At 66.8% G+C, this 23,644-nt stretch carries 21 protein-coding genes; 6 read left to right on the top strand and 15 right to left on the bottom strand.

Annotated features, from left to right (window positions below):
* Nucleotides 1-27 precede the first annotated feature (27 nt).
* The 3 genes from tcuB to AC1RDS_RS15950 form a co-directional block, all read right to left on the bottom strand.
* Nucleotides 28-1,197: a tricarballylate utilization 4Fe-4S protein TcuB gene (tcuB, locus tag AC1RDS_RS15940; RefSeq protein WP_092697835.1), complete on the bottom strand. Its 1,170-nt coding sequence runs from the start codon at nucleotides 1,195-1,197 to the stop codon at nucleotides 28-30.
* Entirely contained in the window at nucleotides 1,184-2,656 is a 1,473-nt protein-coding gene (gene tcuA / locus AC1RDS_RS15945) for an FAD-dependent tricarballylate dehydrogenase TcuA (RefSeq protein WP_492227180.1), read from the bottom strand. Before tcuA ends, tcuB begins: the two co-directional genes overlap by 14 nt.
* 225 nt (nucleotides 2,657-2,881) lie before the next feature.
* Entirely contained in the window at nucleotides 2,882-3,814 is a 933-nt protein-coding gene (locus tag AC1RDS_RS15950) for a LysR family transcriptional regulator (RefSeq protein WP_092697837.1), read from the bottom strand.
* Between the two features lie 363 nt (nucleotides 3,815-4,177).
* Between AC1RDS_RS15950 and AC1RDS_RS15955 the strand changes: the two genes are divergently transcribed.
* Both AC1RDS_RS15955 and mnmA read left to right on the top strand, forming a co-directional pair.
* Nucleotides 4,178-5,569: an NAD(P)-binding protein gene (locus AC1RDS_RS15955; RefSeq protein WP_492227181.1), complete on the top strand. Its 1,392-nt coding sequence runs from the start codon at nucleotides 4,178-4,180 to the stop codon at nucleotides 5,567-5,569.
* A gap of 154 nt (nucleotides 5,570-5,723) precedes the next feature.
* A complete protein-coding gene (gene mnmA / locus AC1RDS_RS15960; protein ID WP_492227187.1) occupies nucleotides 5,724-6,905 on the top strand; it encodes a tRNA 2-thiouridine(34) synthase MnmA in 1,182 nt (393 codons plus the stop codon).
* Between the two features lie 117 nt (nucleotides 6,906-7,022).
* On the opposite strand, the gene AC1RDS_RS15965 is transcribed toward mnmA, so the two are convergent.
* The 3 genes from AC1RDS_RS15965 to AC1RDS_RS15975 form a co-directional block, all read right to left on the bottom strand.
* Nucleotides 7,023-7,817, bottom strand: a complete 795-nt coding sequence (locus AC1RDS_RS15965) for a PEP-CTERM sorting domain-containing protein (RefSeq protein ID WP_492227182.1) — start codon at nucleotides 7,815-7,817, stop codon at nucleotides 7,023-7,025.
* A 266-nt stretch (nucleotides 7,818-8,083) separates the two neighbouring features.
* A complete protein-coding gene (gene ssb / locus AC1RDS_RS15970) occupies nucleotides 8,084-8,623 on the bottom strand; it encodes a single-stranded DNA-binding protein (protein WP_492227183.1) in 540 nt (179 codons plus the stop codon).
* 118 nt (nucleotides 8,624-8,741) lie between these two features.
* The gene (locus AC1RDS_RS15975; protein WP_287877079.1) at nucleotides 8,742-9,929 is read right to left on the bottom strand and encodes an MFS transporter; all 1,188 of its coding nucleotides are present in this window, start codon (nucleotides 9,927-9,929) and stop codon (nucleotides 8,742-8,744) included.
* Nucleotides 9,930-10,156: 227 nt separating this feature from the next.
* Between AC1RDS_RS15975 and uvrA the strand changes: the two genes are divergently transcribed.
* A complete protein-coding gene (uvrA, locus tag AC1RDS_RS15980; protein WP_492227188.1) occupies nucleotides 10,157-13,207 on the top strand; it encodes an excinuclease ABC subunit UvrA in 3,051 nt (1,016 codons plus the stop codon).
* 23 nt (nucleotides 13,208-13,230) lie between these two features.
* Here the strand turns inward: uvrA and AC1RDS_RS15985 are convergent, their stop codons facing one another.
* Nucleotides 13,231-13,422 carry a helix-turn-helix domain-containing protein gene (locus AC1RDS_RS15985; protein WP_425285656.1) on the bottom strand — a complete coding sequence of 64 codons (192 nt, stop codon included), beginning with the start codon at nucleotides 13,420-13,422 and terminating at the stop codon, nucleotides 13,231-13,233.
* A gap of 229 nt (nucleotides 13,423-13,651) precedes the next feature.
* Between AC1RDS_RS15985 and exaC the strand changes: the two genes are divergently transcribed.
* The 3 genes from exaC to AC1RDS_RS16000 all read left to right on the top strand — a co-directional run bounded on the left by exaC (nucleotide 13,652) and on the right by AC1RDS_RS16000 (nucleotide 17,118).
* A complete protein-coding gene (gene exaC, locus AC1RDS_RS15990; protein ID WP_287877010.1) occupies nucleotides 13,652-15,175 on the top strand; it encodes an acetaldehyde dehydrogenase ExaC in 1,524 nt (507 codons plus the stop codon).
* A 180-nt stretch (nucleotides 15,176-15,355) separates the two neighbouring features.
* The gene (locus AC1RDS_RS15995) at nucleotides 15,356-15,763 is read left to right on the top strand and encodes a DUF779 domain-containing protein (RefSeq protein ID WP_492227184.1); all 408 of its coding nucleotides are present in this window, start codon (nucleotides 15,356-15,358) and stop codon (nucleotides 15,761-15,763) included.
* Between the two features lie 422 nt (nucleotides 15,764-16,185).
* Nucleotides 16,186-17,118, top strand: coding sequence for an EamA family transporter (locus AC1RDS_RS16000; RefSeq protein ID WP_092697845.1), 933 nt, complete (start codon nucleotides 16,186-16,188; stop codon nucleotides 17,116-17,118).
* Nucleotides 17,119-17,192: 74 nt separating this feature from the next.
* Here the strand turns inward: AC1RDS_RS16000 and AC1RDS_RS16005 are convergent.
* From AC1RDS_RS16005 to def, 8 genes are all read right to left on the bottom strand, one after another.
* Nucleotides 17,193-18,057, bottom strand: a protein-coding gene (locus AC1RDS_RS16005) for an IS5 family transposase (RefSeq protein WP_492227185.1) whose coding sequence is annotated in 2 segments (ribosomal slippage) — nucleotides 17,193-17,646 and nucleotides 17,645-18,057 — 867 coding nt in all. Because the reading frame shifts where the segments join, the coding sequence is not laid out codon by codon here.
* Nucleotides 18,058-18,123: 66 nt separating this feature from the next.
* Nucleotides 18,124-18,948, bottom strand: coding sequence for an orotidine-5'-phosphate decarboxylase (gene pyrF / locus AC1RDS_RS16010; RefSeq protein WP_287877004.1), 825 nt, complete (start codon nucleotides 18,946-18,948; stop codon nucleotides 18,124-18,126).
* Between the two features lie 81 nt (nucleotides 18,949-19,029).
* Nucleotides 19,030-20,229, bottom strand: a complete 1,200-nt coding sequence (locus tag AC1RDS_RS16015; RefSeq protein ID WP_287877002.1) for a phosphoglycerate kinase — start codon at nucleotides 20,227-20,229, stop codon at nucleotides 19,030-19,032.
* Between the two features lie 110 nt (nucleotides 20,230-20,339).
* Entirely contained in the window at nucleotides 20,340-20,675 is a 336-nt protein-coding gene (locus AC1RDS_RS16020) for an AzlD domain-containing protein (protein ID WP_092697848.1), read from the bottom strand.
* Entirely contained in the window at nucleotides 20,672-21,493 is an 822-nt protein-coding gene (locus AC1RDS_RS16025; RefSeq protein WP_092697849.1) for an AzlC family ABC transporter permease, read from the bottom strand. Before AC1RDS_RS16025 ends, AC1RDS_RS16020 begins: the two co-directional genes overlap by 4 nt.
* Entirely contained in the window at nucleotides 21,490-22,545 is a 1,056-nt protein-coding gene (locus AC1RDS_RS16030; protein WP_092697850.1) for a methionyl-tRNA formyltransferase, read from the bottom strand. The genes AC1RDS_RS16025 and AC1RDS_RS16030 overlap by 4 nt, the downstream gene beginning before the upstream one ends.
* A 23-nt stretch (nucleotides 22,546-22,568) precedes the next feature.
* A complete protein-coding gene (locus AC1RDS_RS16035) occupies nucleotides 22,569-23,075 on the bottom strand; it encodes a hypothetical protein (protein ID WP_244273648.1) in 507 nt (168 codons plus the stop codon).
* Nucleotides 23,072-23,581, bottom strand: a complete 510-nt coding sequence (def, locus tag AC1RDS_RS16040; protein WP_092697851.1) for a peptide deformylase — start codon at nucleotides 23,579-23,581, stop codon at nucleotides 23,072-23,074. The genes AC1RDS_RS16035 and def overlap by 4 nt, the downstream gene beginning before the upstream one ends.
* Between the last annotated feature and the right edge of the window lie 63 nt (nucleotides 23,582-23,644).

Genomic DNA, 23,644 nt, shown 5'->3' on the forward strand with positions numbered 1-23,644 from the left:
GTGGGTGGGTGGGGATGAAGGTGGCGTTCAGTCCGCGCCCAGTCCTATGGGGTTGGGCTGGCGCTTTTCGACCGCGTGGCGCAGCAGCGCCGCGGTGCGGAAGATGCCATGGCCGAACTTGCCGTAGGGCATGGTGGCAAACAGCGCCATCACCGCGCCCAGGTGCAGGCACAGCAGCAGCGCCAGGGCCGGTGTGCCGCGCACCAGCCACAGGGCCAGGCCGCTGGTGGCGGTGAGGAACAGCAGGGCGATGAAACCACGGTCCATGGGCTTTTGCGCGGCGTCGCCGTGCAGCGGGTGGCGGCGCAGGTTCAGCCGCCACAGGCCCGCCGTGCCCAGCGCCAGCATCACGCCGCCTGCTGCACCCAGCAGCTTCGGGAGGCTGGGCAGATCGTAGGGCGCCGCCCAGCCCAGCAGGTAGTGGTAGAGCGTGGCCACGCTGGTGGCGGCAAAACACAGCAGAAAGCCGTAGAACGTGAGATGGTGCAAGCGCCGGCGCGCGAGCGTGTAGGCGTCGTCCTCGTTGTGGCAGCCGTCGCCGTGGCCGCCGTCCAGGTATTTGAGGCGCAGCACGGCGTCGGTGGCTTCGGCTGCGGCGGGCGCACTCAAAGGCGCGCCGCTGGTGGCGGGCGTGATGCTGCGCCAGAAGCGGTGCACGCCCATGCCCAGCGCGAACACCACGAACAGGAACACCGGGGCAAACAGGCCCACCAGCAGGTTGTGCGGGAAGATGCCGTAGAAATCGCCGCCGGGTGCGCTCCACAGCGTGCCTTTCAAGGCCACGGCCAGCACCAGGAACAGCGCCAGCCCCGCTGCCAGCGCCAGCGACAGCGTGAGCCCCTGGCGCTGGTACAGCGCACCCAGCGCGGGCGGCCAGGCGTAGTCGGCATAGGTCTGGCCGCGCACCTGGGCCATGGCCTGGGGCACATTCACCGCAAACTCGTGCGGCGGTGCGTACTGGCAGGCGTGCAGGCAGGCGCCGCAGTTGTGGCACAGGTTGGCCAGGAAGTGGATGTCGGCCTTGCCGAATTCGAGCCGCCGCGTCATGGCCGGAAACACGGCACAAAAGCCCTCGCAGTAGCGGCAGGCATTGCAGATCTGCATCTGCCGCGCCACTTCGGCTTCGGGGGCCGACAGCACGATCTCGCCGTTCGCCAGCGCCCGGGCGTCGCGCGTCAGGGCTTCAAGCGATTGCATGGTTCGCTCCATTTTTTATAGCTTCAGGTGATTTATCTGTAAGCGCTGGAGGCTGTTGTGATGCCAAAGCCGCCTGCGCCGCGTTCGTGCCCGCAATGCGGCCAAAGGCCGTGCCAATGCTCATGCCCACGCCGGCCGTGTAGCCCTTGCCCAGCACGTTGCCGGCCATCATTTCGCCGGCGACAAACAGGTTGCTGCTCGGCTGGTTGTGGAAGCGCACGGCGGCCGTGTCGTCGGTGTGCAGGCCCAGATAAGTGAAGGTCACGCCGGGCTTGAGCGCGTAGCCGTAGAACGGGCCGGTGTCGATGGGCCGCGCCCAGTGCGTCTTGGCGGGCGTGACGCCTTCGGTGTGGCAGTCGTCCAGGGCCGTGTGGTCAAACTGGCCCACGCGGCAGGCGGCGTTGTAGGTATCGAGCGTGCGCATGAAGGTATCCACCGGCAGGCCCAGCTTTTGCGCCAGTTCGGGCAGGCTGTCGGCCTTGACGCCGGGGAAGACGGGCGGCATGAAGCGGCCAATCGCCTTGCTGTCGATGATCGAATAGCCGATCTGCCCCGGCTGCTGCGCCACCAGGCGGCCCCAGATGGCGTAGCGCTTGGGCCAGAAGTCCTCGCCCTCGTCGTAGAAGCGCTCACCTTCTCGGTTGACCACCACGCCCAGCGAAACGCAGTCGATGCGCGTGCAGATGCCGCCGTCGTACAGCGGCGCTCGCGCGTCGATGGCCACCATGTGCGCCTGCGTGGGGTCGCCAATGCGGTCGGCGCCATGGTCGTCGAGCAGGTGCTTGAGCAGCACGCCCCGGTTGTAGGCCGTGCCCCGGATCAGGAAGTTGTCTGCCGGCCACTCGCCGCGCTCGTTCTGGCCCCAGGCCTCGCGCAGCCATTCGCGGTTCGATTCAAAACCGCCCGCTGCCAGCACGCAGGCCCTGGCGGTGATGCGCTCGGGCTGGCCGTTGACGGTGCAATGCGCCGCGATGAAGCGGCCGTTGTCGATCTCGATGCGGTCCACCGGCGCTTCGTAGCGGATCTGCACGCCCAGTTTTTCGGCGCTGCGGTAGTAGGCGTTCACCAGCGCCTTGCCGCCGCCCATGAAGAAGGCATTGGTGCGCGCCACATGCAGCGCGCCCGACAGTGGCGGCTGAAAATGCACGCCGTGGCTGCGCATCCAGTCGCGGCAGTTGCTGGACGCGCGGATCACCAGGCGCGCCAGATGTTCGTTGGTCAGGCCGCCCGTCACCTTGAGCAGGTCCTGCCAGTATTCTTCTTCGGGGTAGGCCTCGACCAGCACATCCTGCGGCGCATCGTGCATGCAGCGCAGGTTGCGCGTGTGGCCCGAGTTGCCGCCGCGCCACTCGCGTGGGGCGGATTCAAGCAGCAGCACGCTGGCACCGGCCTCGCGGGCCATCAGCGCGGCGCACAGGGCGGCGTTGCCGCCGCCAATCACCAAAACATCGGGGTGCATGGGGAGTTCATTTCATTCATGGGTAGCGTGAATGTAGAAAGAATGCCCCCGCTTGCGGAGGGGCTGCGCAGCATGGCCCCATCACGGATCGTGATGGCTCCTGTGTTTCGCGCCCTTCACTTCCCAGCCGTTCGGGCTGAGCGTGTCGAAGCCCTGCGCCGCGCTTCGACGGGCTCAGCGTGAACGGTGGGTGCTTTTTTTGAGAAGGCAAGAAGCACTGCGGGCCTACGCCAACGTGGCGCCGATCCACCGCCCCGACTGCACCAGCTCGCGCACGCAGTCGCCCAGCACCACGCGCGCGGCCAGGGCGGCCGGCGAAAGCTCGTCGTCCGACAGGCTGCACAGCGCGGCGGGGCGGTAGGCCGGGCCGTCCTCGATTTCGGCCAGCACAAAGCGCTCTGCCGCATCGGCATAGCGGCCCACGGCGGCCCAGGGCTGGATGGTGCTGCCCAGGCCCATGTCCACCGCGTCCATCAGCAACGCCAGCGAATCGATCTCCATGGCCATGCGCGGCGCCACGCGCGCCTGGGCAAAGGCCGCATCCAGCCGGCTGCGCAGGCCGTGCGGGCCGGTGGGCAGGATCAGCGGCTCATCGGCAAGCTGTGCCAGGGCCACCTTGCGTCGCAGCGCCGGCTTGCGCACGCCGCGCTGGGCCGAGCGGATCAGGAACAGCCGCTCTTCCAGCAGCGGCAGCACGCTCCAGCGGCGCGCGGGCTGGGTGTCGAACAGCACGGCCAGGTCGAGCTGGCGCGCGTTGAGCATGTTCGACAGGTGGCCCGAGAGGCTGCCCACCATGTGCAGGCGCACATCGGGGTAGCGCTCGTGCATGGCGCGCATCAACGGCACCCCCAGCACCGAGGCCGTGGTGGGCGACAGGCCCACGCTCACCGTACCTGTGAGGCGCGCCTGCTGCGCCGCCCGCGCGGCCTGGTCGGCATGGCGCAGCGCCAGTTGCGCCTCGCGAAAAAACGCCAGCCCCGCCTCGGTGGGCACAGCGCCCTTGGCCGTGCGCTGCAGCAGCCGGGTGGAAAGCTCGCCCTCCAGGCGGCTGATCTGCTGGCTCAGGGCGGACTGCACCATGTCGAGGTCCAGCGCCGCCCGGCCCATGGAGCCGAGTTCGACGATGCGGACGAAATAGCGGAGTTGGCGCAGTTCCATGGGGGCGATGGTCGCACAGTGACGCCATGCGGCCTTGGTCTATTGAATTGGAGAGCGTTTTCACGGGGGGAGATTCGGCCGCGCTGGGATGGATGAGATGCGAGCGATCCTCCGTGCGTCAGGGGTGATGGCGATTTCGGAGATGGGTGAGAGGCAGCCATCCAACAGCGACTCTCGTTTGAACTGGTCGCACTGAAGCCGCCCCGACGCTGAGGTCTCGCGACCAGCGAAGAGTCACCGCCAAGGGCAGTGCGCTGAGCAGACGCGCTTTGCCATGCCGCTTGGCAAGGTGCACGGACCTGTATCTAATGCGACGAGCCAGGGGTGCGACTCCGCATCAGACCGGGCGGCAAAGGAGAGATGATGCGCGCAACTCTCGAGACGGATTACCTGGTGGTCGGCACTGGAGCGGCCGGCATGGCCTTCACCGACGCCTTGCTCAGCCACTCTGACGCCACCGTCACCCTCGTGGACCGCCGCCACGCGCCAGGTGGGCACTGGATCGAAGCCTACTCCTTCGTGCGCCTGCACCAGCCCTCCGCGTTCTACGGCGTGTCGTCGGTGCCGCTGGGACGTGGCACGGTGAACCCCAGCGGCGTCAACGCCGGGTTCCACGAGCAGGCGAGCGCCGACGAACTGCGCGCGTACTACACGCAGGTGTTGGACCAGCACTTCCTGCCGACCGGACGCGTGCAGCACCGGCCTTGCAGCGATCACGCCATCGGGCCCGACGGACGCCACTTCATCACATCGCGCCTGACCGGCGCGGTGCAGGAGGTGCGCGTGCGGAGCAAGTGGGTCGACACCGGCTACCTCGAAGGGCGCATTCCCGCCACCAGCCCGCCGCCGTTCGAGGTGGCCGAGGGCGTGCGCTGCGTGGCCGCAGGCGATGTCGTGCGTGTGACCTACCCGCCCGAGCGGGTCGTGATCATCGGTACTGGCAAGACGGCGTTGGACACCTGCGTCTGGCTGCTGACGCAGGGCGTGTCGGCCAGCAGCATCCAGTGGATCCGGCCACGCGAAGGATGGTGGCTGAACCGGCGCTTCCACCAGCCGGCGGAAGGCCTACCCGCCTTCTTCGCTGGCGTCGGCCTGCAGCTGAAGGCCATGGCGCAGGCCACGTCGGCCGACGATGTGTTTGCCCGGCTCGAGGCCGACGGCTTCTTCCTGCGGGTGGACTCCACCGTGGCGCCCACGATGAGCCATGGCGCCATGGTCAGCGAGGCCGAACTCGCCCTGCTGCGCAAGATCGGCGACGTGGTGCGGCGCGGGCATGTGCGCCGCATCGAGCGCGACCGCATCGTGTTCGACGACGGTGCGGTTCCCACCGGCCCCGGAACGCTGCACGTGCATTGCGCCGCCGTCGGCCTCGCGCGGCCGCCGCTGCGGCCGATCTTCGAGGCCGACCGGGTGACCCTCCAGCCGCTGTTCTGGAGCTTCGCCTGCTACCCCTTCGCACTGCTGGGCGTGGTCGAGGCCACCATTGCTGACACCGGCGAGAAGAACCGCATGTGCCCGCCGATCCATTACTGGGATGCGCCCCGCGACTATCTGACGGCCTACCTGGCGCTGCTGGCGCACGAGCGCGCGCGCTTGGTCCACCCCGCCGTGGTGGCCTGGGCCAAGGGCACGCGGTTGAACCCCCTGTCGGGTCTGAGCGCCCACCGCGACCACCCGCTGGTCGCGCAGACGTGGGACATCGTCAAGCAGTACGGCCCGGCGGCTGCGGGCAACCTGGTCAAGCTGCTGCATTGAAGCCCGTCACATCGACGCGCTCGACCACACCATCGGCAGACCCCCGAGACCTCGTCACGCCCAACGCCTGAGCCTTAGGGATGGTTCCGTTCCGAGGGGCACATGCCCACCTTGCCGGTACGCGTTCTCCAACCTTGCGCAGGCCGTCCAGTGCATAAAAAATACAATCAGACCAATGACTGCACCTACCAAACAGCGCGTTGTCGTCGGCCTCTCGGGGGGCGTGGACTCCGCCGTCACCGCCTACCTTCTCAAGCAGCAGGGCCACGAGGTGGTCGGCATCTTCATGAAGAACTGGGAGGATGACGACGACAGCGAATACTGCTCGTCCAACATCGACTTCGTGGACGCTGCCGCCGTGGCCGATGTGATCGGTATCGAGATCGAGCATGTCAACTTCGCCGCCGACTACAAGGACCGCGTGTTCGCCGAGTTTCTGCGCGAATACCAGGCGGGGCGCACGCCCAACCCCGATGTGCTGTGCAACGCCGAGATCAAGTTCAAGGCCTTTCTCGACCACGCCATGCGCCTGGGGGCCGAGAAGATCGCCACCGGTCATTACGCACGCGTGCGCCAGAACGCCACGAGCGGCCTGTTCGAGCTGCTCAAGGGGCTCGACCCGAGCAAAGACCAGAGCTACTTTTTGCACCGGCTGAACCAGGCACAGCTGTCGAAAACGCTGTTCCCCGTGGGCGAGCTGCACAAGACCGAGGTGCGCCGCATTGCCGAAGAAATCGGGCTGCCCAATGCCAGGAAGAAGGATTCGACCGGCATCTGCTTCATTGGCGAACGGCCGTTTCGCGAGTTTTTGAACCGCTACATCCGCCATGCGCCCGGCCCCATCCAGGATGACCGGGGGCGCACGCTGGGCCAGCATGTGGGGCTGAGCTTCTACACCCTGGGCCAGCGCCAGGGCCTGGGCATTGGCGGCGTGAAGGCCAAGGGCGCCGAGCTGAAGGCGGCGCTGGAGCGCGGCCAGCGCGGCCAGCGCGGCGTGGGCGAGCATGCGCCCTGGTTCGTGGCGCGCAAGGATCTGGACAAGAACGTGCTGCGCGTGGTGCAGGGGCATGACCACCCCTGGCTGCTGTCGCACCGCCTGAATGCCCAGGACGCGAGCTGGTGCGCGGGCCAGGCACCCGCGCCCGGCGTTTATGCCGCCAAGACGCGCTACCGCCAGCAGGATGCAGCGTGCACCCTTTCGGGTGTGGAAGACGGGAGTGCGTTCCAGCTGCAGTTTGCCGAGAACCAGTGGGCCGTCACGCCGGGCCAAAGCGCCGTCCTCTACGATGGCGAGATCTGCCTGGGTGGCGGCGTGATTGCGTGGGCGGTCGACTGAACGCAGCCACCAAGTCCGCGCGTACCGCAAAAGCGCTATCCAGCGTTTGCCAATGGTTCGCCAGATAGACCGACGCCGGGGCAATTGACCCCGGCGCCCGAATCTCTCGCTAGAAAGTCAGGTGGACCTGCGCAGTCCCTTGAAGCCGAGGCCCAGCAGCGCCAGAGCCAACAAGCTAAGCGTTCCAGGTTCTGGAACTTGGGTGGGACCTCCACAGCCGTTGCTGAAACCCGATGCGGGTTGCGTGGTGGTACCGTCGAACGTGGCGACGACGCAGTCGAGCCGTACCTCTGCGGTGCTCGGCGCCGAGAACTGCATCCAGGTGATGCCCGCGAACAAGTTGCCGAAGCTTGCGATGTAGCCGGTATTCTTCAACAAGTCGCCGGCCAGGTTGCCCGCGTTGACACCTTCATAGAACGTGACATCCGGTAGCGGAAGGCCATCCCAATTCGTGCCCAAGGCAAAGGTGTAGCTATGCAGCACATTCGAACCCGGCAACGTGCCCGTGCCGCCTGTAACCGTGATGGCATTCTCCGCACCTGTACCGTTGCCCGTCAGTAGGAAATAGAACGAATCCAAGGTGAACGTCCCGAACCCTGAGGCATCTGGAGCCTGGTTCGATGAGCCTTGGAGCGTTGACCCTGTCGTTGGACGCGTCATCAATGGCAGCACGCCTTGCGTGCCTTCGATCACACAACTGCCGTTGCCGCCGTTGGTGGAGTCGGCGCAGAGCGTGGAGGATTGAAGGTTGGTGGGGTCGAAGAGGAAATTTCGATCCACGTCGCTGTACCACTTCCAGCCGTTGCTGGCGTCATCGAAGTGAATCAGCTGCGTCACGGTGGTGGCCGTTGCTGCGATTGGCGCAGCCAGCACGCCAGCGGCCAGTGCCGCCACAAACATTGATTTCAACATGTTAGCTCTCCTGGTGATGTGAGATTTCGGGATGAAACCCCTCGCCGGGAAAAGTCACGCATAACTCGTGCCGAGTCATGAAAATCATTTGAAATCAGTGGGTTGCAACGCAGTGGCGGCGCTATGGCCGGCCGCCTGTCAAAGATTCCGACAGCCGCGTCGTGGCATTCAGCCAGGTCATGTGGGAGACGTCCAAATCTGATCTCGATGATGCAAATGACAACGGGTGCCAGAAGGCACCCGTTGTCATAGGTGGCTGATAGGTTTTAGAACGGAATGTCGTCGTCCATGTCGTCAAACCCCGAGGCCGCGCGCGGGGCCTGCGCCACCGGGGTGGGTGCGGGCCGGGGGGCGGGTGCTGCGGGGCGTTGCTGCATGGGGGCGGGTGCACGGCGGGGGGCTTCGTAGCCGCCGCCCTGGTCGCCGCCGTAGCCGCCGTCGTCATGGCCGCCACCCTGGCCACCCATGCCCTGGCGGCCGCCCAGCATCTGCATCTGGTCGGCGCGGATCTCGGTGCTGTACTTTTCCACGCCGGCCTGGTCGGTCCACTTGCGGGTGCGCAGGCTGCCTTCGACATACACCTGCGAGCCCTTGCGCAGGTACTGGCCCACGATCTCGGCCAGGCGGCCGTTGAAGACCACGCGGTGCCACTCGGTGGCTTCCTTCATTTCGCCGGTTTGCTTGTCTTTCCACTTGTCGGTGGTGGCAATGGTCACGTTGGCCACCTGGTCGCCACTGGGAAAAGTGCGCATTTCAGGGTCGCGGCCCAGGTTGCCGACGATGATGACTTTGTTGATGGATGCCATGGTGGTGTCTTTGCCTTCAAAGGGTGAAAGCGCCGGATTTGAGGGAATTCCAGGCGCCAAAAAGCTGCATTGTGCCGCAACCGGAGGCTGCGCTCACGGCCTGCGGCAGGGCCATATTTCAGTGCCCGCCGCCGGCGTTGCGGCCCACGGGCTGCAGGGGCCAGGTCAGCACCAGCCACAGGGCGGTCAAGGCGGCGGTGGCGGCAAACAGCCCGGGGGCGCCGGCCCATTTCAACAGCGCTCCGCCCAGTGCGCCGCCGGCAAACAGCCCCAGCGACTGCAGCGTGTTGTAGCTGCCCAGCGCCGCGCCGCGCACCGGCGCGGGCGCCATGCGCGACACCAGGCTGGGCTGGCTGGCCTCCAGCGCATTGAAGCCGCAAAAGAACAGAAACATCAGCGGCCCCAGCACCCACAGCGTGGGCGTGGCGCCGCTGGCGGCCAGCGCACCCAGGCCCAGCTGCACCAGCAGCACCAGCGCAATCGCGCCCAGCAGGGCGCCGCGCAGTCGGCCGCGCCGCTCCAGCGCAAACAGCCCGCCCATGGCCACGAACGACAGCACCACGGCCGGCAGGTACACCTGCCAGTGGTGGTCTTTGGTCAGGCCGGCCTGCACCAGCATGGCGGGCACGGCCACCCACATCGACAGCTGCACGGTGTGCAGCACGAACACGCCCAGGTTCAGGCGCAGCAGATCGGGGTGGCGCCACACATCGGCCAGGCGGCCGCGCGGCGCGTTCTTGTGCGCGGCCGACTCTGCCGGCACCCACCACAGCACCACGGCCACGCCGGCCAGCGCCAGGGCGCAGGTCAGGCCAAAAAGGCCCGCCAGGCCGATATGGGCCGTGAGCACGGGGGCCGCCACCAGCGCCACGGCAAACATCAGGCCAATGCTGCCACCCACCAGCGCCATGGCCTTGGTGCGCACGGCGTCGCGCGTCTGGTCGGCCAGCAGGGCGGTGACAGCGGCCGACACGGCCCCGGCGCCCTGCAGCGCCCGGCCCACCAGCAGTCCGGTGAGCGAATCGGCCAGCGCCGCCAGCAGGCTGCCCGCCGCAAACACCAGCAGGCCCAGCACGATGACGCGCTTGCGCCCGAAACGGTCGGAGGCCATGCCCAGCGGCAGCTGCAGCACGGCCTGGGTCAGGCCGTAGATGCCCATGGCCAGGCCCACCAGCGCGGGGTCGTCGCCGCCGGGGTATTTGCGCGCTTCCAGGGCAAAAACCGGCAGCACGAGGAACAGGCCCAGCATGCGCAGCGCAAAGATCAGCGCCAGGCTGATGCTGGAGCGGCGCTCCAGCGGCGTCATGGCCGTGGAGGGGTTTGCGGGGGTGGGCGAAGAGGTTGGGGGGGGCACGGTAATGTCAGACACGCTCAAAAGGGGCCGGTGGGCCTGGGCCGCAGAAGCGATAAAGCGTTTGATTGTCCGCGATCCGCGCACAGGCTGCCCGGACGGCGCCCTGCATGGAATGCCCCGCGTCACTATCATGGTGGGTTTTTCTGCTTTCTGGCGTGCGCCCCACTGTGAACCCTTCCCTGCCCCAACGTCCTGCCGATGACCAGCCTTCCGGGCCCCCGGGTCTTTACCTGGGACATGCCCTGGCGCAGGCGCGCATCAGCATCCGCGGGGCGCGCACGCACAACCTCAAGAACATCGACCTGGACATTCCGCGCAACCAGCTGGTGGTGATCACGGGGCTGTCGGGTTCGGGCAAGTCCAGCCTGGCGTTCGACACGCTGTATGCCGAGGGCCAGCGGCGCTATGTGGAGAGCCTGTCGGCCTATGCGCGGCAGTTTCTGGGGCGGCTGGACAAGCCCGATGTCGATCTGATCGAAGGCCTGTCGCCCGCCATCAGCATCGAGCAGAAGGCCACCAGCCACAACCCGCGCTCCACCGTGGGCACGGTGACCGAGATCCACGACTACCTGCGCCTGCTGTACGCCCGCGCGGGCACGCCGTATTGCCCCGACCACGGCCTGCCGCTGGCGGCGCAGACCGTGAGCCAGATGGTGGATGCCGTGCTGGCCCTGCCCGAGGACACCAGGCTCATGGTCCTCGCCCCCGTGGCGCGCGAGAAGAAGGGCGAGTTCACCGAGCTGTTCGCGCAGATGCAGGCGCTGGGCTACATCCGCTTCCGGGTGGACGGCCAGATCCATGAGCACGAGAACCTGCCGCAGCTGAAGAAAACCGAGAAGCACAGCATCGACGTGGTGATCGACCGCGTGAAGGTGCGCGCCGACCTGCAGCAGCGCCTGGCCGAGAGCATTGAGGCCGCACTGCGCGTGGGCGGGCACGAAGGCAACGGCCGCGTGCTGGCGCTGGAGATGGACACGGGGCAGGAGCACCTGTTCAGCAGCAAATTTGCCTGCCCGGTGTGCAGCTATGCGCTGGCCGAACTGGAGCCGCGCCTGTTCTCGTTCAACTCGCCCATGGGCGCCTGCCCGGCCTGTGACGGCATTGGCCAGCGCGAGGTGTTCGATGCGGCGCGCGTGGTGGCCTTTCCGTCCTTGAGCCTGGCCAGCGGCGCCATCAAGGGCTGGGACCGGCGCAACGGCTACTACTTTGCCATGCTGGAGAGCCTGGCCAGGCACTACGCGTTTGACATCGAGGCACCGTTCGAATCACTGCCCGCGCCCGTGCAGCACGCCATCCTGCACGGCTCGGGCGAGGAAGAAATCGCCTTCAGCTACATCATGGACAGCGGCGCCTCCAAGGGCAAGGCTATCGTCAAGAAGCATGTGTTCGAGGGCATCCTGCCCAACATGGCGCGCCGCTGGCGCGAGACTGATTCAGTGGTGGTGCGCGAAGACCTGGCCCGCTACCGCGGCACCCAGCCCTGCCCCGAATGCCAGGGCCAGCGCCTGCGCCGCGAGGCCCGCCATGTGAAGCTGGGCGAGGGGGCGCAGGCCCGCGCCATCTATGAGGTGAGCCACGCCACGCTGAGCGATGCCCATGCCTGGTTCAACGACCTCAAGCTCACCGGCGCCAAGGCCGAGATTGCCGACAAGGTGGTGCGCGAGATCGCCACGCGGCTGCAGTTTCTGAACGACGTGGGCCTGAGCTATTTGAGCCTGGACCGCAGCGCCGAGACCCTCTCCGGCGGCGAGGCGCAGCGCATCCGCCTGGCGTCACAGATCGGCTCGGGCCTGACGGGCGTGATGTATGTGCTGGACGAGCCCAGCATCGGCCTGCACCAGCGCGACAACGACCGCCTGATTGCCACGCTGCAGCACCTGCGCGACATCGGCAACAGCGTGATCGTGGTCGAGCACGACGAAGACATGATGCGCGCCGCCGACCAGGTGATCGACATGGGCCCCGGCGCCGGCGTGCACGGCGGCCGCGTGATGGCGCAGGGCACGTACGACGAAGTGCGCGCCAATGCGCAGTCGCTCACGGGCCAGTACCTGTCGGGTGCGCGCACCATTGCCGTGCCCCGGCGCCGCACGCCCTGGCTGCCGGTGCTGGAGCCGGCCGCGCCGGTGGTCGAGGCCAAGGCCAAGTCGCGCTTTCCGCAGACCGAGGCCAGCAAGCGCCGCGCCGAGCGCATGGCCGAGCACCATGCCCGCCAGGGCGCCGTGCAGGCGCTGCGCGTGGCGGGCGCCACGGGCAACAACCTGCAGGACGTGACGGTGGATTTCCCCGTGGGGCTGCTCACCTGCGTGACGGGCGTGTCGGGCTCGGGCAAGAGCACGCTGGTCAACGACACGCTCTACAAGGCCGTGGCGCGCCAGCTGTACCGCGCGCACGACGAGCCTGCGCCGCACGAAGAGATCGTGGGCATCGAATACTTCGACAAGGTCATCAACGTCGATCAGTCGCCCATCGGCCGTACGCCGCGCAGCAACCCCGCCACCTACACCGGCCTGTTCACGCCCATCCGCGAGCTGATGGCCGAGGTCAACACCGCCAGGGAGCGCGGCTACGGCCCCGGCCGCTTTTCCTTCAACGTGGCCGGTGGCCGCTGCGAGGCCTGCCAGGGCGACGGCGTGGTGAAGGTGGAGATGCACTTTCTGCCCGACGTGTACGTGCCTTGCGACGTGTGCCACGGCCAGCGCTACAACCGCGAGACGCTCGAAGTGCTGTGGAAGGGCAAGAACATCGCGCAGATCCTGGAGCTGACGGTCGAGGACGCCGCCGCCTACTTCAAGGACGTGCCCACCATCGCGCGCAAGCTGCAGACGCTGCTCGACGTGGGCCTGTCGTACATCCGCCTGGGCCAGAGCGCCACCACGCTCTCGGGCGGCGAGGCGCAGCGCGTGAAGCTGGCGCAGGAGCTATCGAAGCGCGACACCGGTCGCACGCTCTACATCCTGGACGAGCCCACCACCGGCCTGCACTTTGCCGACATCGACCTGCTGCTCAAGGTGCTGCACCAGCTGCGCGATGCGGGCAACACCATCGTCATCATCGAGCACAACCTCGACGTCATCAAAACCGCCGACTGGCTCATCGACATGGGCCCCGAGGGCGGCGCGGGCGGCGGCACCGTGGTGGGCGTGGGCACGCCCGAGGAACTGGCGGCCAACCCGGCCAGCCACACGGGGCGGTATCTGGCACCGTATTTGGGACAGATATCTGGATGAAAATGGCTTCTCGCGCATATCCATCAGGCGTCGAGAGCTATTGCATTGAGGGCTGATCCATGCGTGCGTGAAGCCAGCTTGCGGTACAGCGTCTGGCGGCTGATGCCCAGCTGGCGCGTTGCCTGTGACAGGTTGCCGCGTGCGGCTTGCAGGGCCTGGTCGATGGCCGTGCTGGACAGTTGCTGCAAGCTCAATGCGCCGGGGGGTAAAGGCATGGGCGCAAGGTGGGCGCCAACTGTTCCAGTTCGTGACAGGTGTCGCGGCCCGGCACAGTGCGGTGTTGTCCGTCGCGACAGGTCTACACCCTGGCCGGCAGAAAAACTCCAATGAAATCAAGGCCCCACGCGCCGGCGCGTGCTGGCATGCGTCTTGAGTAGAGGGTGGGTATCGGACGGACCCGCAGGGTCGGCCCGATGCACACAACCCTCGCAGGAGACATGCACCATGACCGTTTACGCAGCCCCCGGCGCCGCTGGCGCCAAGATCGCCTACCAGCCCCGGTACAACAACTTCATCGGCGGCCAGTTCGTGCCCCCGGTCAAGGGCCAATACTTTGATGTGATCTCGCCGGTCAACGGCAAGGTCTACACCCAGGCCGCCCGCTCCACCGCCGAAGACATCGAGCTGGCGCTGGACGCCGCGCACGCCGCAAGCGACGCCTGGGGCAAGACCGACGCCGCCACGCGCGGCAACATCCTGCTGAAGATTGCTGACCGCATCGAACAGAACCTGGAGCTGCTGGCCTATGCCGAAACCGTGGACAACGGCAAGGCCATCCGCGAGACGCTGAACGCCGACATCCCGCTCACCGTGGACCATTTCCGCTACTTTGCGGGCTGCGTGCGGGCACAAGAAGGTGCCCTCTCCAACATCGACGAGAACACCGTGGCGTACCACATCCAGGAGCCGCTCGGCGTGGTGGGCCAGATCATTCCGTGGAACTTCCCCATCCTGATGGCGGCCTGGAAGCTGGCCCCTGCGATTGGTGCGGGCAACTGCGTGGTGCTCAAGCCGGCAGAGTCCACGCCCATCTCCATCCTCATCCTGGCCGAGCTGATTGCCGACCTGCTGCCGCCCGGCGTGCTCAACATTGTCAACGGCTTTGGCCGCGAGGCCGGCATGCCGCTGGCCACGAGCAAGCGCATCGCCAAGATTGCGTTCACCGGCTCCACCAGCACCGGCCGCGTGATTGCGCAGGCCGCCGCCAACAACCTCATCCCCGCCACGCTGGAGCTGGGCGGCAAGAGCCCCAACATCTTCTTTGCCGATGTGATGGACAAGGACGATGCGTTTCTGGACAAGGCCATCGAAGGCCTGGTGCTGTTCGCGTTCAACCAGGGCGAGGTCTGCACCTGCCCATCGCGCGCGCTGATCCAGGAATCGATCTATGACAAGTTCATGGAGCGTGTCCTGAAGCGCGTGGCCGCCATCCAGCACCAGAACCCGCTCGACACCGACAGCATGATGGGCGCCCAGGCCAGCAAGGAGCAGCTCACCAAGATCCTGAGCTACCTCGACCTGGGCAAGCAGGAAGGCGCCGAGGTGCTGGCCGGCGGCGGCCAGGCCCACCTGGGCGGCGACCTGGAGGGCGGCTACTACGTGCAGCCCACGCTGTTCAAGGGCCACAACAAGATGCGCATCTTCCAGGAAGAAATCTTCGGCCCCGTGCTGGCCGTTACCACCTTCAAGGACGAGGCCGAGGCGCTGGCGATTGCCAACGACACGCTGTACGGCCTGGGCGCCGGCGTGTGGAGCCGCAATGGCAATGTCGCCTACCGCATGGGCCGCGCGATCAAGGCCGGGCGCGTGTGGACCAACTGCTACCACGCCTACCCCGCGCACGCGGCGTTTGGCGGCTACAAGGAATCGGGCATCGGGCGTGAGACGCACAAGATGATGCTGGACCACTACCAGCAAACGAAGAACCTGCTCGTCAGCTACAGCGAAAACAAGCTAGGCTTCTTCTGAGGGGCGGCGGCCCACAGACCGTCCCTGGCGTCGTTGCTCCGTCTTGCCGTAGCGTTGCTACTGTCTGCGACGGAGACGCCTAGCCAGAAACGGCCTGTGAACCGCAGGACACGCTGCTGGCGGCGCGTTGTTCCAACGCGCCGCTTTTTGCTTCTTTTGCATCGCACGCTGGAGACAACCATGGTCGAAAAAGTCATCGCCACCCCCGCCGCGCTGGAGCTGGTGGCCTTTCTGCAAACCAAGCACGGCCCCGAATTGATGTTCCACCAGTCGGGCGGCTGCTGCGACAACAGCGCGGCCAACTGCTATCTGCCCGGCGAGATCACGATGGGTGCGGGCGACGTGTACCTGGGCGACATCGGCGGCTGCCCGTTCTACATCGGGCGCGCGCAGTACGAGACCTGGAAACACACGCAGCTCATCATCGATGTGATCGAGGGAACGGGTGGCACCTTCTCGCTGGAGGGGCCGGAGGGCAAGGCCTTCCACACCCGTTCCCGCGTGTTCACCGCGGTGGAATTGGCAGAGCTGGCAAGGGAAGGCGAACGGGGTGTTGCATCGCCACCGCTGTTGAACAGCGAGAAATAATGCCCAAAACCGCCTCAAATGCGCATCTGGCGCGGATTTCGCCCACGATGTCGGTCACGCGGCGGATGGCGCCCACCACCTCATGGCCCTGCTCGGCTACCGTGCCGGCGGCCAGGGCAGACGGCAAAACCATGCGGGGCTGCACCATCCGTAGCGCAATGCATGGATTGCTCGCGCAAAGTGGTATTACGCTCACATCAGGCGATGGCGGCAGCTGCTCGATCGCTTGGGGGCTATCGGCAGGCTGCAGACGCTGGTGAATAATGTCTGGCGTCCCTTTTGCGGAGATCCCCCAGCATGCATTCCATCACCTTGCGCTTTCTGGCCCGCTGTGGCGCACCATCGCCATCCGGCCGCATCCTGGGGGGAATCGTCTTGCGCTGGGCCGACGAAGCGGCGCGCGCTGCGCAGTAAGGCGGCAAATGCCTGCTGCACCTGGCCCGATGCGGGGCCGCGATCTTCTGGCCGCGCTGGCGGTGGTGGTGCTCTGGGGCGTGAACTTCGTGGCCATGAAGTGGGGCCTGCGCAGCTTCACGCCCTTCCAGCTGGGCGCCTTGCGCTACCTGTGGGCGGCGGTGCCCCTGGTGCTGCTGGTGCGGGCGCCGCGCATGCACTGGCGCTGGGTGCTGCTGTTTGGCAGCTTCCAGGGCGTGGGGCAGTTCGGCTTCTTGTTTGTGGCACTGCAGATGGGCATGACGGCGGCGCTGGCCAGCGTGCTGCTGCAGACGCAGGTGTTCTTCACGGCGCTGTTCGGTTTTGCGGTGCTGCACGAGCGCCCCGGCCGGCCGCTGGTGCTGGGCCTCGTGCTGGCGGGGCTGGGGTTGCTGTGCTTTGCGATGAACTACGTGCAGCCGGGTGATGCCGCGGCGGGCACCACGCTGGCCGGCTTGCTGCTGACGCTGTGCGCTGCGGCCTGGTGGGCCGCGTCGAACATCGTCTCGCGCCTGGCGCAGCAAGCCTCGCCGGGCTACGACCCTTTCTCGTTCGTGGTCTGGAGCAGCCTGGTGCCGGTGCTGCCCTTCACCCTGCTGTCGCTCTGGCTGGACCCCGATGCGAGCCGCTGGCTCGATCCGGCCACCTGGGCCGCCGTGCCGCTGGTGGCCTGGCTGTCGCTGGCGTACCTGGGCTGGGCCGCCACGGTGCTGGGCTACGGGATGTGGACCACCTTGCTCAAGCGCTACCCGGCCAACCGCGTGGCACCCTTCAGCCTGGGTGTTCCGCTGGTCGGCATTGCCGCAGGCATGGGGGTGCTGGGCGAGGCCATCACGGCCTGGCAATGGGCGGGCGTGGCCTGCGTGGTGCTGGCCCTGGCGTGTGTGGTGCTGGGACCGCGGTTGGGCATAAAAAAGGCCTGAAGCGCTTATTCATCAGGCGTTTGTAGCTATTTAATCAATAGCAATCCGGTATGTTGCGCAGCGCCTCTTAGAATTTATCCGTAAATAATGTTGACTGGCAGCTCGATCTTGCGCAGGGCGATGATGGCTGCCGCCAGGTGGTTGAGCGCCAGGAAGGTGTGTTCGAGCTTTTCGTAGCGCACCAATAGTTTCCTGAATCGGTTGAACCAGCCATGACAGGCCTCGACCACCCAGCGGCGGGCCTTCTTCTTTGGCTCTCGCTTTTTCTGCGCCGCTTCGCTCTTGCGACTGACCACATGCGGGATATAGCCATGGGCAAGGATCACGGCCATGGCGCCTTTGCCCCGATAGCCCGCATCGGCGCACAGATGTTTGGATCGACGCTGCTTGGGAGTCGGACGTTGGACCACGATGGCATCGAGCACGGCCTCAATTTGCGTCACGTCGTGCGCGTTGGCTCCCGTCACGACGAGTGACAACGGGACGCCACGCCCGTCCACCAGCAGGTGGCGCTTGCTGCCGTTTTTTTCCCCGATCCGTGGGGTTGGGTCCAACGGCCTCTTGCGCCAGCGGCGCCTTCATCATCGCCCCGTCGATGCTCTGCCAGCGCCAGGCAATACCTTCGAGCTCGTCGTATTCGGCAAGGCCCGCCTTCCATAACGACTCAAAGAACCCAGCCTTGGACCATTGCATGAATCTCTGGTGCACCGCGCTGGCACTGCCAAAGCGTTCACTGGGCAACGCCTTCCATTGGCAGCCCGTCCTGAGCACATACACGATGGCTTCAAAGACCAATCGCGGCGCCTTTGGTGGACGCCCCGCTCCCGCACTGCGCAGGTATTGCTTGTTCGGGTCGCGCACTGGCTGGGGCACCAGGGGCTCTACCCGGGCCCAGAATTCATCCGTCACCTCCCACGAATGGGCATGGGCCTTGGCCATCTGTCTTTCCTGTACCGAGTGAAGGTCGTCTCAGGTCTGGAGTTTACTTAATTTACGGATAAATCCTTAGCCGCACGCCGCCTGCAGCACGGCGCGGGTGCGCAGCGCTTCGTGGCGCGCGGCGGCGGCGAAATCGTCGCCGCCCGAGGCATACAGAATGGCCCGTGACGAGTTCACGATGATGGGGCCGTCGGTGCGCAGGCCGGCGCGCACCGTGGCCACGGCATCGCCGCCCTGGGCTCCCACGCCGGGGATCAGCAGGGGCAGCGTGGGCGCAATGCTGCGCACGCGTTCGATTTCCTGGGGGTAGGTGGCGCCCACCACCAGGCCGAGCTGGCCATTGCGGTTCCAGGGGCCTTGGGCGAGGCGGGCCACATGTTCGTACAGCAGGGGCTGGCCCTCGATGCTGGCCAGGCGCTGGTTTTGCAGGTCGTCACCGCCGGGGTTGGAGGTGCGGCACAGCAGGAACGCGCCCTTGCCGTGGTAGGCCAGGTAGGGCTCGATGGAGTCAAACCCCATGAAGGGCGAGAGCGTGACGGCGTCGGCGCCATAGCGCTCGAACGCCTCCTTGGCGTATTGCTCGGCAGTCGAGCCGATGTCGCCCCGCTTGGCATCCAGGATCACCGGCACCTGGGGCGCGTTGCAGCGCATGTGTTGCATGAGGCGCTCGAGCTGGTCTTCGGCGCCGTGGGCCGCAAAGTAGGCAATCTGGGGCTTGAAGGCGCAGGCCACATCCGCCGTGCTGTCCACAATCGCGGCACAAAAATCGTAGATCTTGTGCGGGTCGCCGCGCATGCCGGCGGGAAACCGGGTGGGTTCAGGGTCCAGTCCCACGCAGAGCATCGAGTTGTTCTGGGTGGCGGCATTGCGCAGCATGTCGAGAAAGGTCATGGGCGCAATTTTAGGCGGGCCAGGCAAGGTGTAAGCGCGCAGAAAAAAGGCCGTCGCAACGGCCCTTCTTCAGTGCGCCCCTCAGGACTGTGCAGCAGCCCGTTTTTCCAGGATCTCGAACGCCGGCAAGGTCTTGCCTTCGAGCACTTCGAGGAAGGCGCCGCCACCGGTGGAGATGTAGCCCACCTGCTGCTCGATGCCGTATTTGGCAATGGCCGCCAGGGTGTCGCCGCCGCCTGCAATGCTGAACGCGGGCGATTGCGCAATGGCCTGGGCGATCTCGCGCGTGCCGTTTTCAAAGGCCGCGAACTCGAACACGCCCACGGGGCCGTTCCAGACGATGGTGCCGGCCGATTTGAGCTGGGCGGCCAGCCGCGCGGCGGTCTGGGGGCCGATGTCCAGGATCAGGTCATCGTCGGCCACATCGGTGGCGGCCTTGATGGTGGCGGGGGCGTCGGCGGCGAAGGTCTTGGCGGTGACCACATCGGTAGGAATCGGCACCTCGGCGCCGCGGGCCTTCATGGCGGCCATCACCGACCGGGCGGCGTCCAGCAGGTCGGGCTCGGCCAGGCTCTTGCCGATGGGCAGGCCGGCGGCCAGCATGAAGGTGTTGGCAATGCCGCCGCCCACGATCAGCTGGTCCACCTTGTCGGCCAGGCTTTGCAGGATGGTGAGCTTGGTGGACACCTTGGAGCCGGCCACGATGGCCGCCAGGGGGCGCTGGGGCTGGGCCAGGGCCTTGGTCAGGGCGTCGATTTCGGCCGACAGCAGCGGGCCGGCGCACGCCACCGGGGCGTACTGGGCGATGCCGTAGGTGGTGCCCTCGGCGCGGTGGGCCGTGCCAAAGGCGTCGTTCACGAAGATGTCGCACAGGGCGGCCAGCTTGCGGGCCAGCTCTTCCTTGTTCTTTTTCTCGCCGACATTGACGCGGCAGTTTTCCAGCAGCACCACCTGCCCCGGGGCCACGGTGACGCCGTCCACCCAGTGGGCGAGCAGCGGCACGTCGCGGCCCAGCAGCTCGGACAGGCGCCGGGCCACGGGCGCAAGCGAGTCTTCGGGTTGGAACGCGCCTTCGGTGGGGCGGCCCAGGTGGCTGGTCACCATCACGGCGGCACCTGCGTCCAGCGCCATGCGGATGCACGGGATCGAGGCGCGGATGCGGGTGTCTTCGGTGATGTGGCCGGCGGCGTCCAGCGGCACGTTCAGGTCCGCACGGATGAAGACGCGCTGACCACGGACTCGGTTCTGGGCGCACAGGTCGGAAAAACGCAGGATGTTCATGGGCAAGTAGCTCGCGAAGGGGGCACGTGTAACGGGGCTGTCATTTTAGGCGCCCCGCCCCGCCCCGCCCCGCCCCGTCCTGCCCTGCCCTGCTGCGGGGGCCTGCCGGCCTACCAGCCCCAGCCGATGTGCAGTGGCAGGTACACCAGCATCCCCACCACGATGGTGCCCAGGATGCCGCGGCGCCAGAAATAGTAGGCCACGGCGCACAGCACGGCGGGCAGGCGCGCGTCTTTCAGTGTGGCGATGAGCGCGCCGTGCGACATGAGTATTTCGGGCGCAATGACGGCCGTGAGCGCCGCCAGCGGCGCATATTTGAGTCCGCGCTTGAGCCAGTCGGGCAGGGGCAGCTCGCGCTCGGGGATCATGAAGAACGAGCGCGTCAGCACCGTGAGCAAGGCCAGGCCGATCACCGCGACAAAGGCTTCCAGTCCATCCCAGTTCATGGATGCTGCTCCTCGCGCAATGCCACGGCGTCGCCCGCTTCGACTTGTTCGAGCCCATCGGCGGTGATCCGGCTGTTGGCCGGCACCAGCAGCACCTCGGGTTTGTGGCGGCGCCGGTCCACGGCCTCGATCAGCAGCCCCACGGTGACTGCTGCGGCAATGGCCACCAGGATGTTGAGCTTGAGCGGCAGCGCAAACGCGGCAATGGCGGCGGTGGCGGCCACCCCCGTGGCCAGCCAGGTGGCGCGGTCGAACAGCAGCGACAGCAGCACGCCCAGCAGCGCCAGCACACCGGCAAATCCGAGGCCCCAGGACAGCGGCACGGCGTTGGCCAGCAGGATGCCGGCAATCGACGGCACCTGCCAGGCCAGCCAGTTGGTGGCGGCGGCGCCCCAGAAATAGGGCAGCTGGTCGGGCGCAGGCTGCGGTGCCGGAAAGCGCTTCATGAAGGCCACGAAGATCACGTCGCCGCTGAAGTAGCCAATGGTCACGCGCCAGCGCCGCGGCAGGTGCGCAAAGTAGCTGCGCCACAGGCTGCTGAAGATCACGAAGCGCAGGTTCACGCACGACGCCGTGAGCCAGACCACCCACAGCGGCGCCCCGGTGGCCAGCAGCGGAATCACGGCCAGCTGGGCGCTGCCGGCATAGACCACCAGTGACATGAAAATCGCCATGGACACCGACATGCCGCTTTTGACCATGGCCACGCCCGTCACCATGGCCCAGGCGGCCAGGCCCAGCGAGGTGCCGGCCATGTCGGTGATGGCCAGGCGAAACGCCGGGTGGCGCAGGGTCTGGCGGACCGACGCGATGCTCATGGGCCCGTGGACGCGATCGCTGGCGCGGGAGGCTCGGCCCCCAGCACCATGCCGGGTTGCAGCGGGAAGCCGCGCAGGAACTCGGAGGCGGGCAAGCGCTTGCCGCCGGACCGCTGCAGGCTGGTCAGGCGCAGGGCGCCTTCGCCGCAGGCCACCAGCACGCCGGTGTTGTCTACGGACAAGATCTGGCCGTAGCGCTTGTCCGGTGTGCTCTGATGGCTATGGAGTTCATAGTCCCAGAGTTTGATGGTCTCGGTGCCCAGTGTGGTGCTTGCCCCGGGAAAAGGGTTGAAGGCCCGGATCTGCCGGCCGATCACCTCGGCCGGCAGCGACCAGTCCACCGTGCTTTCGGATTTTTCGATCTTGTGGGCATAGGTCACGCCCTGCGCCGGCTGCGCCACCGGCTGCAGGCCGCCGCAGGCCGCCAGCTCCAGGGCCTCCACGATCAGCCGGCCGCCCATGTGGGCCAGCCGGTCGTGCAGCGAGGCCGTGGTGTCGCGGGGGGTGATGGCCAGCTTTTCGGTCAGCAGCATGGCGCCCGTGTCCAGGCCCGCATCCATCTGCATGATGGTGACGCCCGTCTCGGCATCGCCCGCTTGAATGGCGCGGTGGATGGGGGCGGCGCCGCGCCAGCGTGGCAGCAGGCTGGCGTGGATGTTCAGGCAACCCAGGCCCCTGGCCCCCACGCTCCCCGAGGGGGCCTTCGCGCCTTCGGGCGGCCAGGCGGCGCTCATGGCATCCAGCACCCACTGCGGCAGGATCAGGCCGTAGGCGGCCACCACCATTACATCGGCCTGGGCGGCCTGCAAGGCGTCGCGTGCAGCAGCGGCGTCTTCTGGAAATTTGCCATCCAGGCGCAGGCTGCGGGGCTGGGCCACCGCAATGCCATGCTCCAGTGCGCATTGCTTGACGGGCGAGGCCTGCAGTTTCATGCCCCGGCCCGCGGGACGGTCGGGCTGGGTGAGGACAAGGGGGACGGTGAATCCGGCGTCCAGCAGGCGTTGCAAGGCAATGCGGGCGAATTCGGGGGTTCCGGCAAAGATGATGTTCATGAAGGAATGTCGGGCGATCGCTCTCAGGGGTTCCGGTCATCGCCCACGGGCTGGTCGTCGGTGAAGAGCAGCTGGCGTACCGTGCCCGCGTGGTCGATGTGGATGTGCGCCATGCGCGGTTCGTAGTCGTCCATGAACCGGTAGGTCCAGACATCGCCATCAAAGCGGGCCACCCGCTCGATCAGCATCGGCGGGCCGAAGCTGCGCTCGACGTCGGCCGCGGTCCATGCGTTGAGTGCAATGCCCGAGAAGCGGGCGAAGGTGAGGGTCTGCTCGACGCGCTGAAGGCGTCCGGCGGCATCGAAGTCCAGGTGGAACACCTGGCGGCCCGCTGGCAGAGTGGAGTAAAGCAGGCGTTCTGCCCCGCCTTCCAGGGCGGTCGCACTGGAGGGCGGACCCAGCCGCGACAGCACTTCGGCGCGGGTGGCCCCGGGTTTTTCCCGGTCCGGCGAGGCACAGGCCGACAGCAGTCCCACCAGAACCAGCGCACCGGCGCCGATGCCAAGGCGGCGCAGTGCGTTGGTACTCACTCGCGTGCTTCTCTTTGCTGTTTGAGCATCTTCGTCTTGATGCGGTTGCGCTTGAGCGGCGAGAGGTATTCCACGAACACCTTGCCCATGAGGTGGTCCATCTCATGCTGCATGCAGACGGCCAGCAGGCCTTCGGCTTCGAGGGTGCGCGACTGCCCCTGCGCATCCAGCGCCCGCACATGCACGGCCGCCGCGCGTTCCACGCCGTCGTAGATGCCAGGCACCGAAAGGCAGCCCTCGTCGCCCACATGCTTTTCCGGGCTGGCCCAGACGATCTCCGGATTGATCAGCACCAGCGGCTCGTTGCGCTCCTCGGAGACATCGATGACCACGATGCGCTCGTGCACGTCGATCTGCGTGGCTGCCAGGCCGATGCCGTGGGCGTCGTACATGGTGGCGAGCATGTCCGCAACCAGCGCCTGGACACGGGCGTCCACTGCCTGGACCGGCTGAGCGACCTTGTGAAGACGGGGGTCCGGATAACAGAGAATGGGAAGAATTGCCATGAATGAAGGTGAAAGCTGTCGCTATTTTCGCCACTTTTGCCCCGCGCTGCAGCCGCCTGGTGC

The organism is Acidovorax sp. GW823-FHT02H02 (assembly GCF_058797075.1).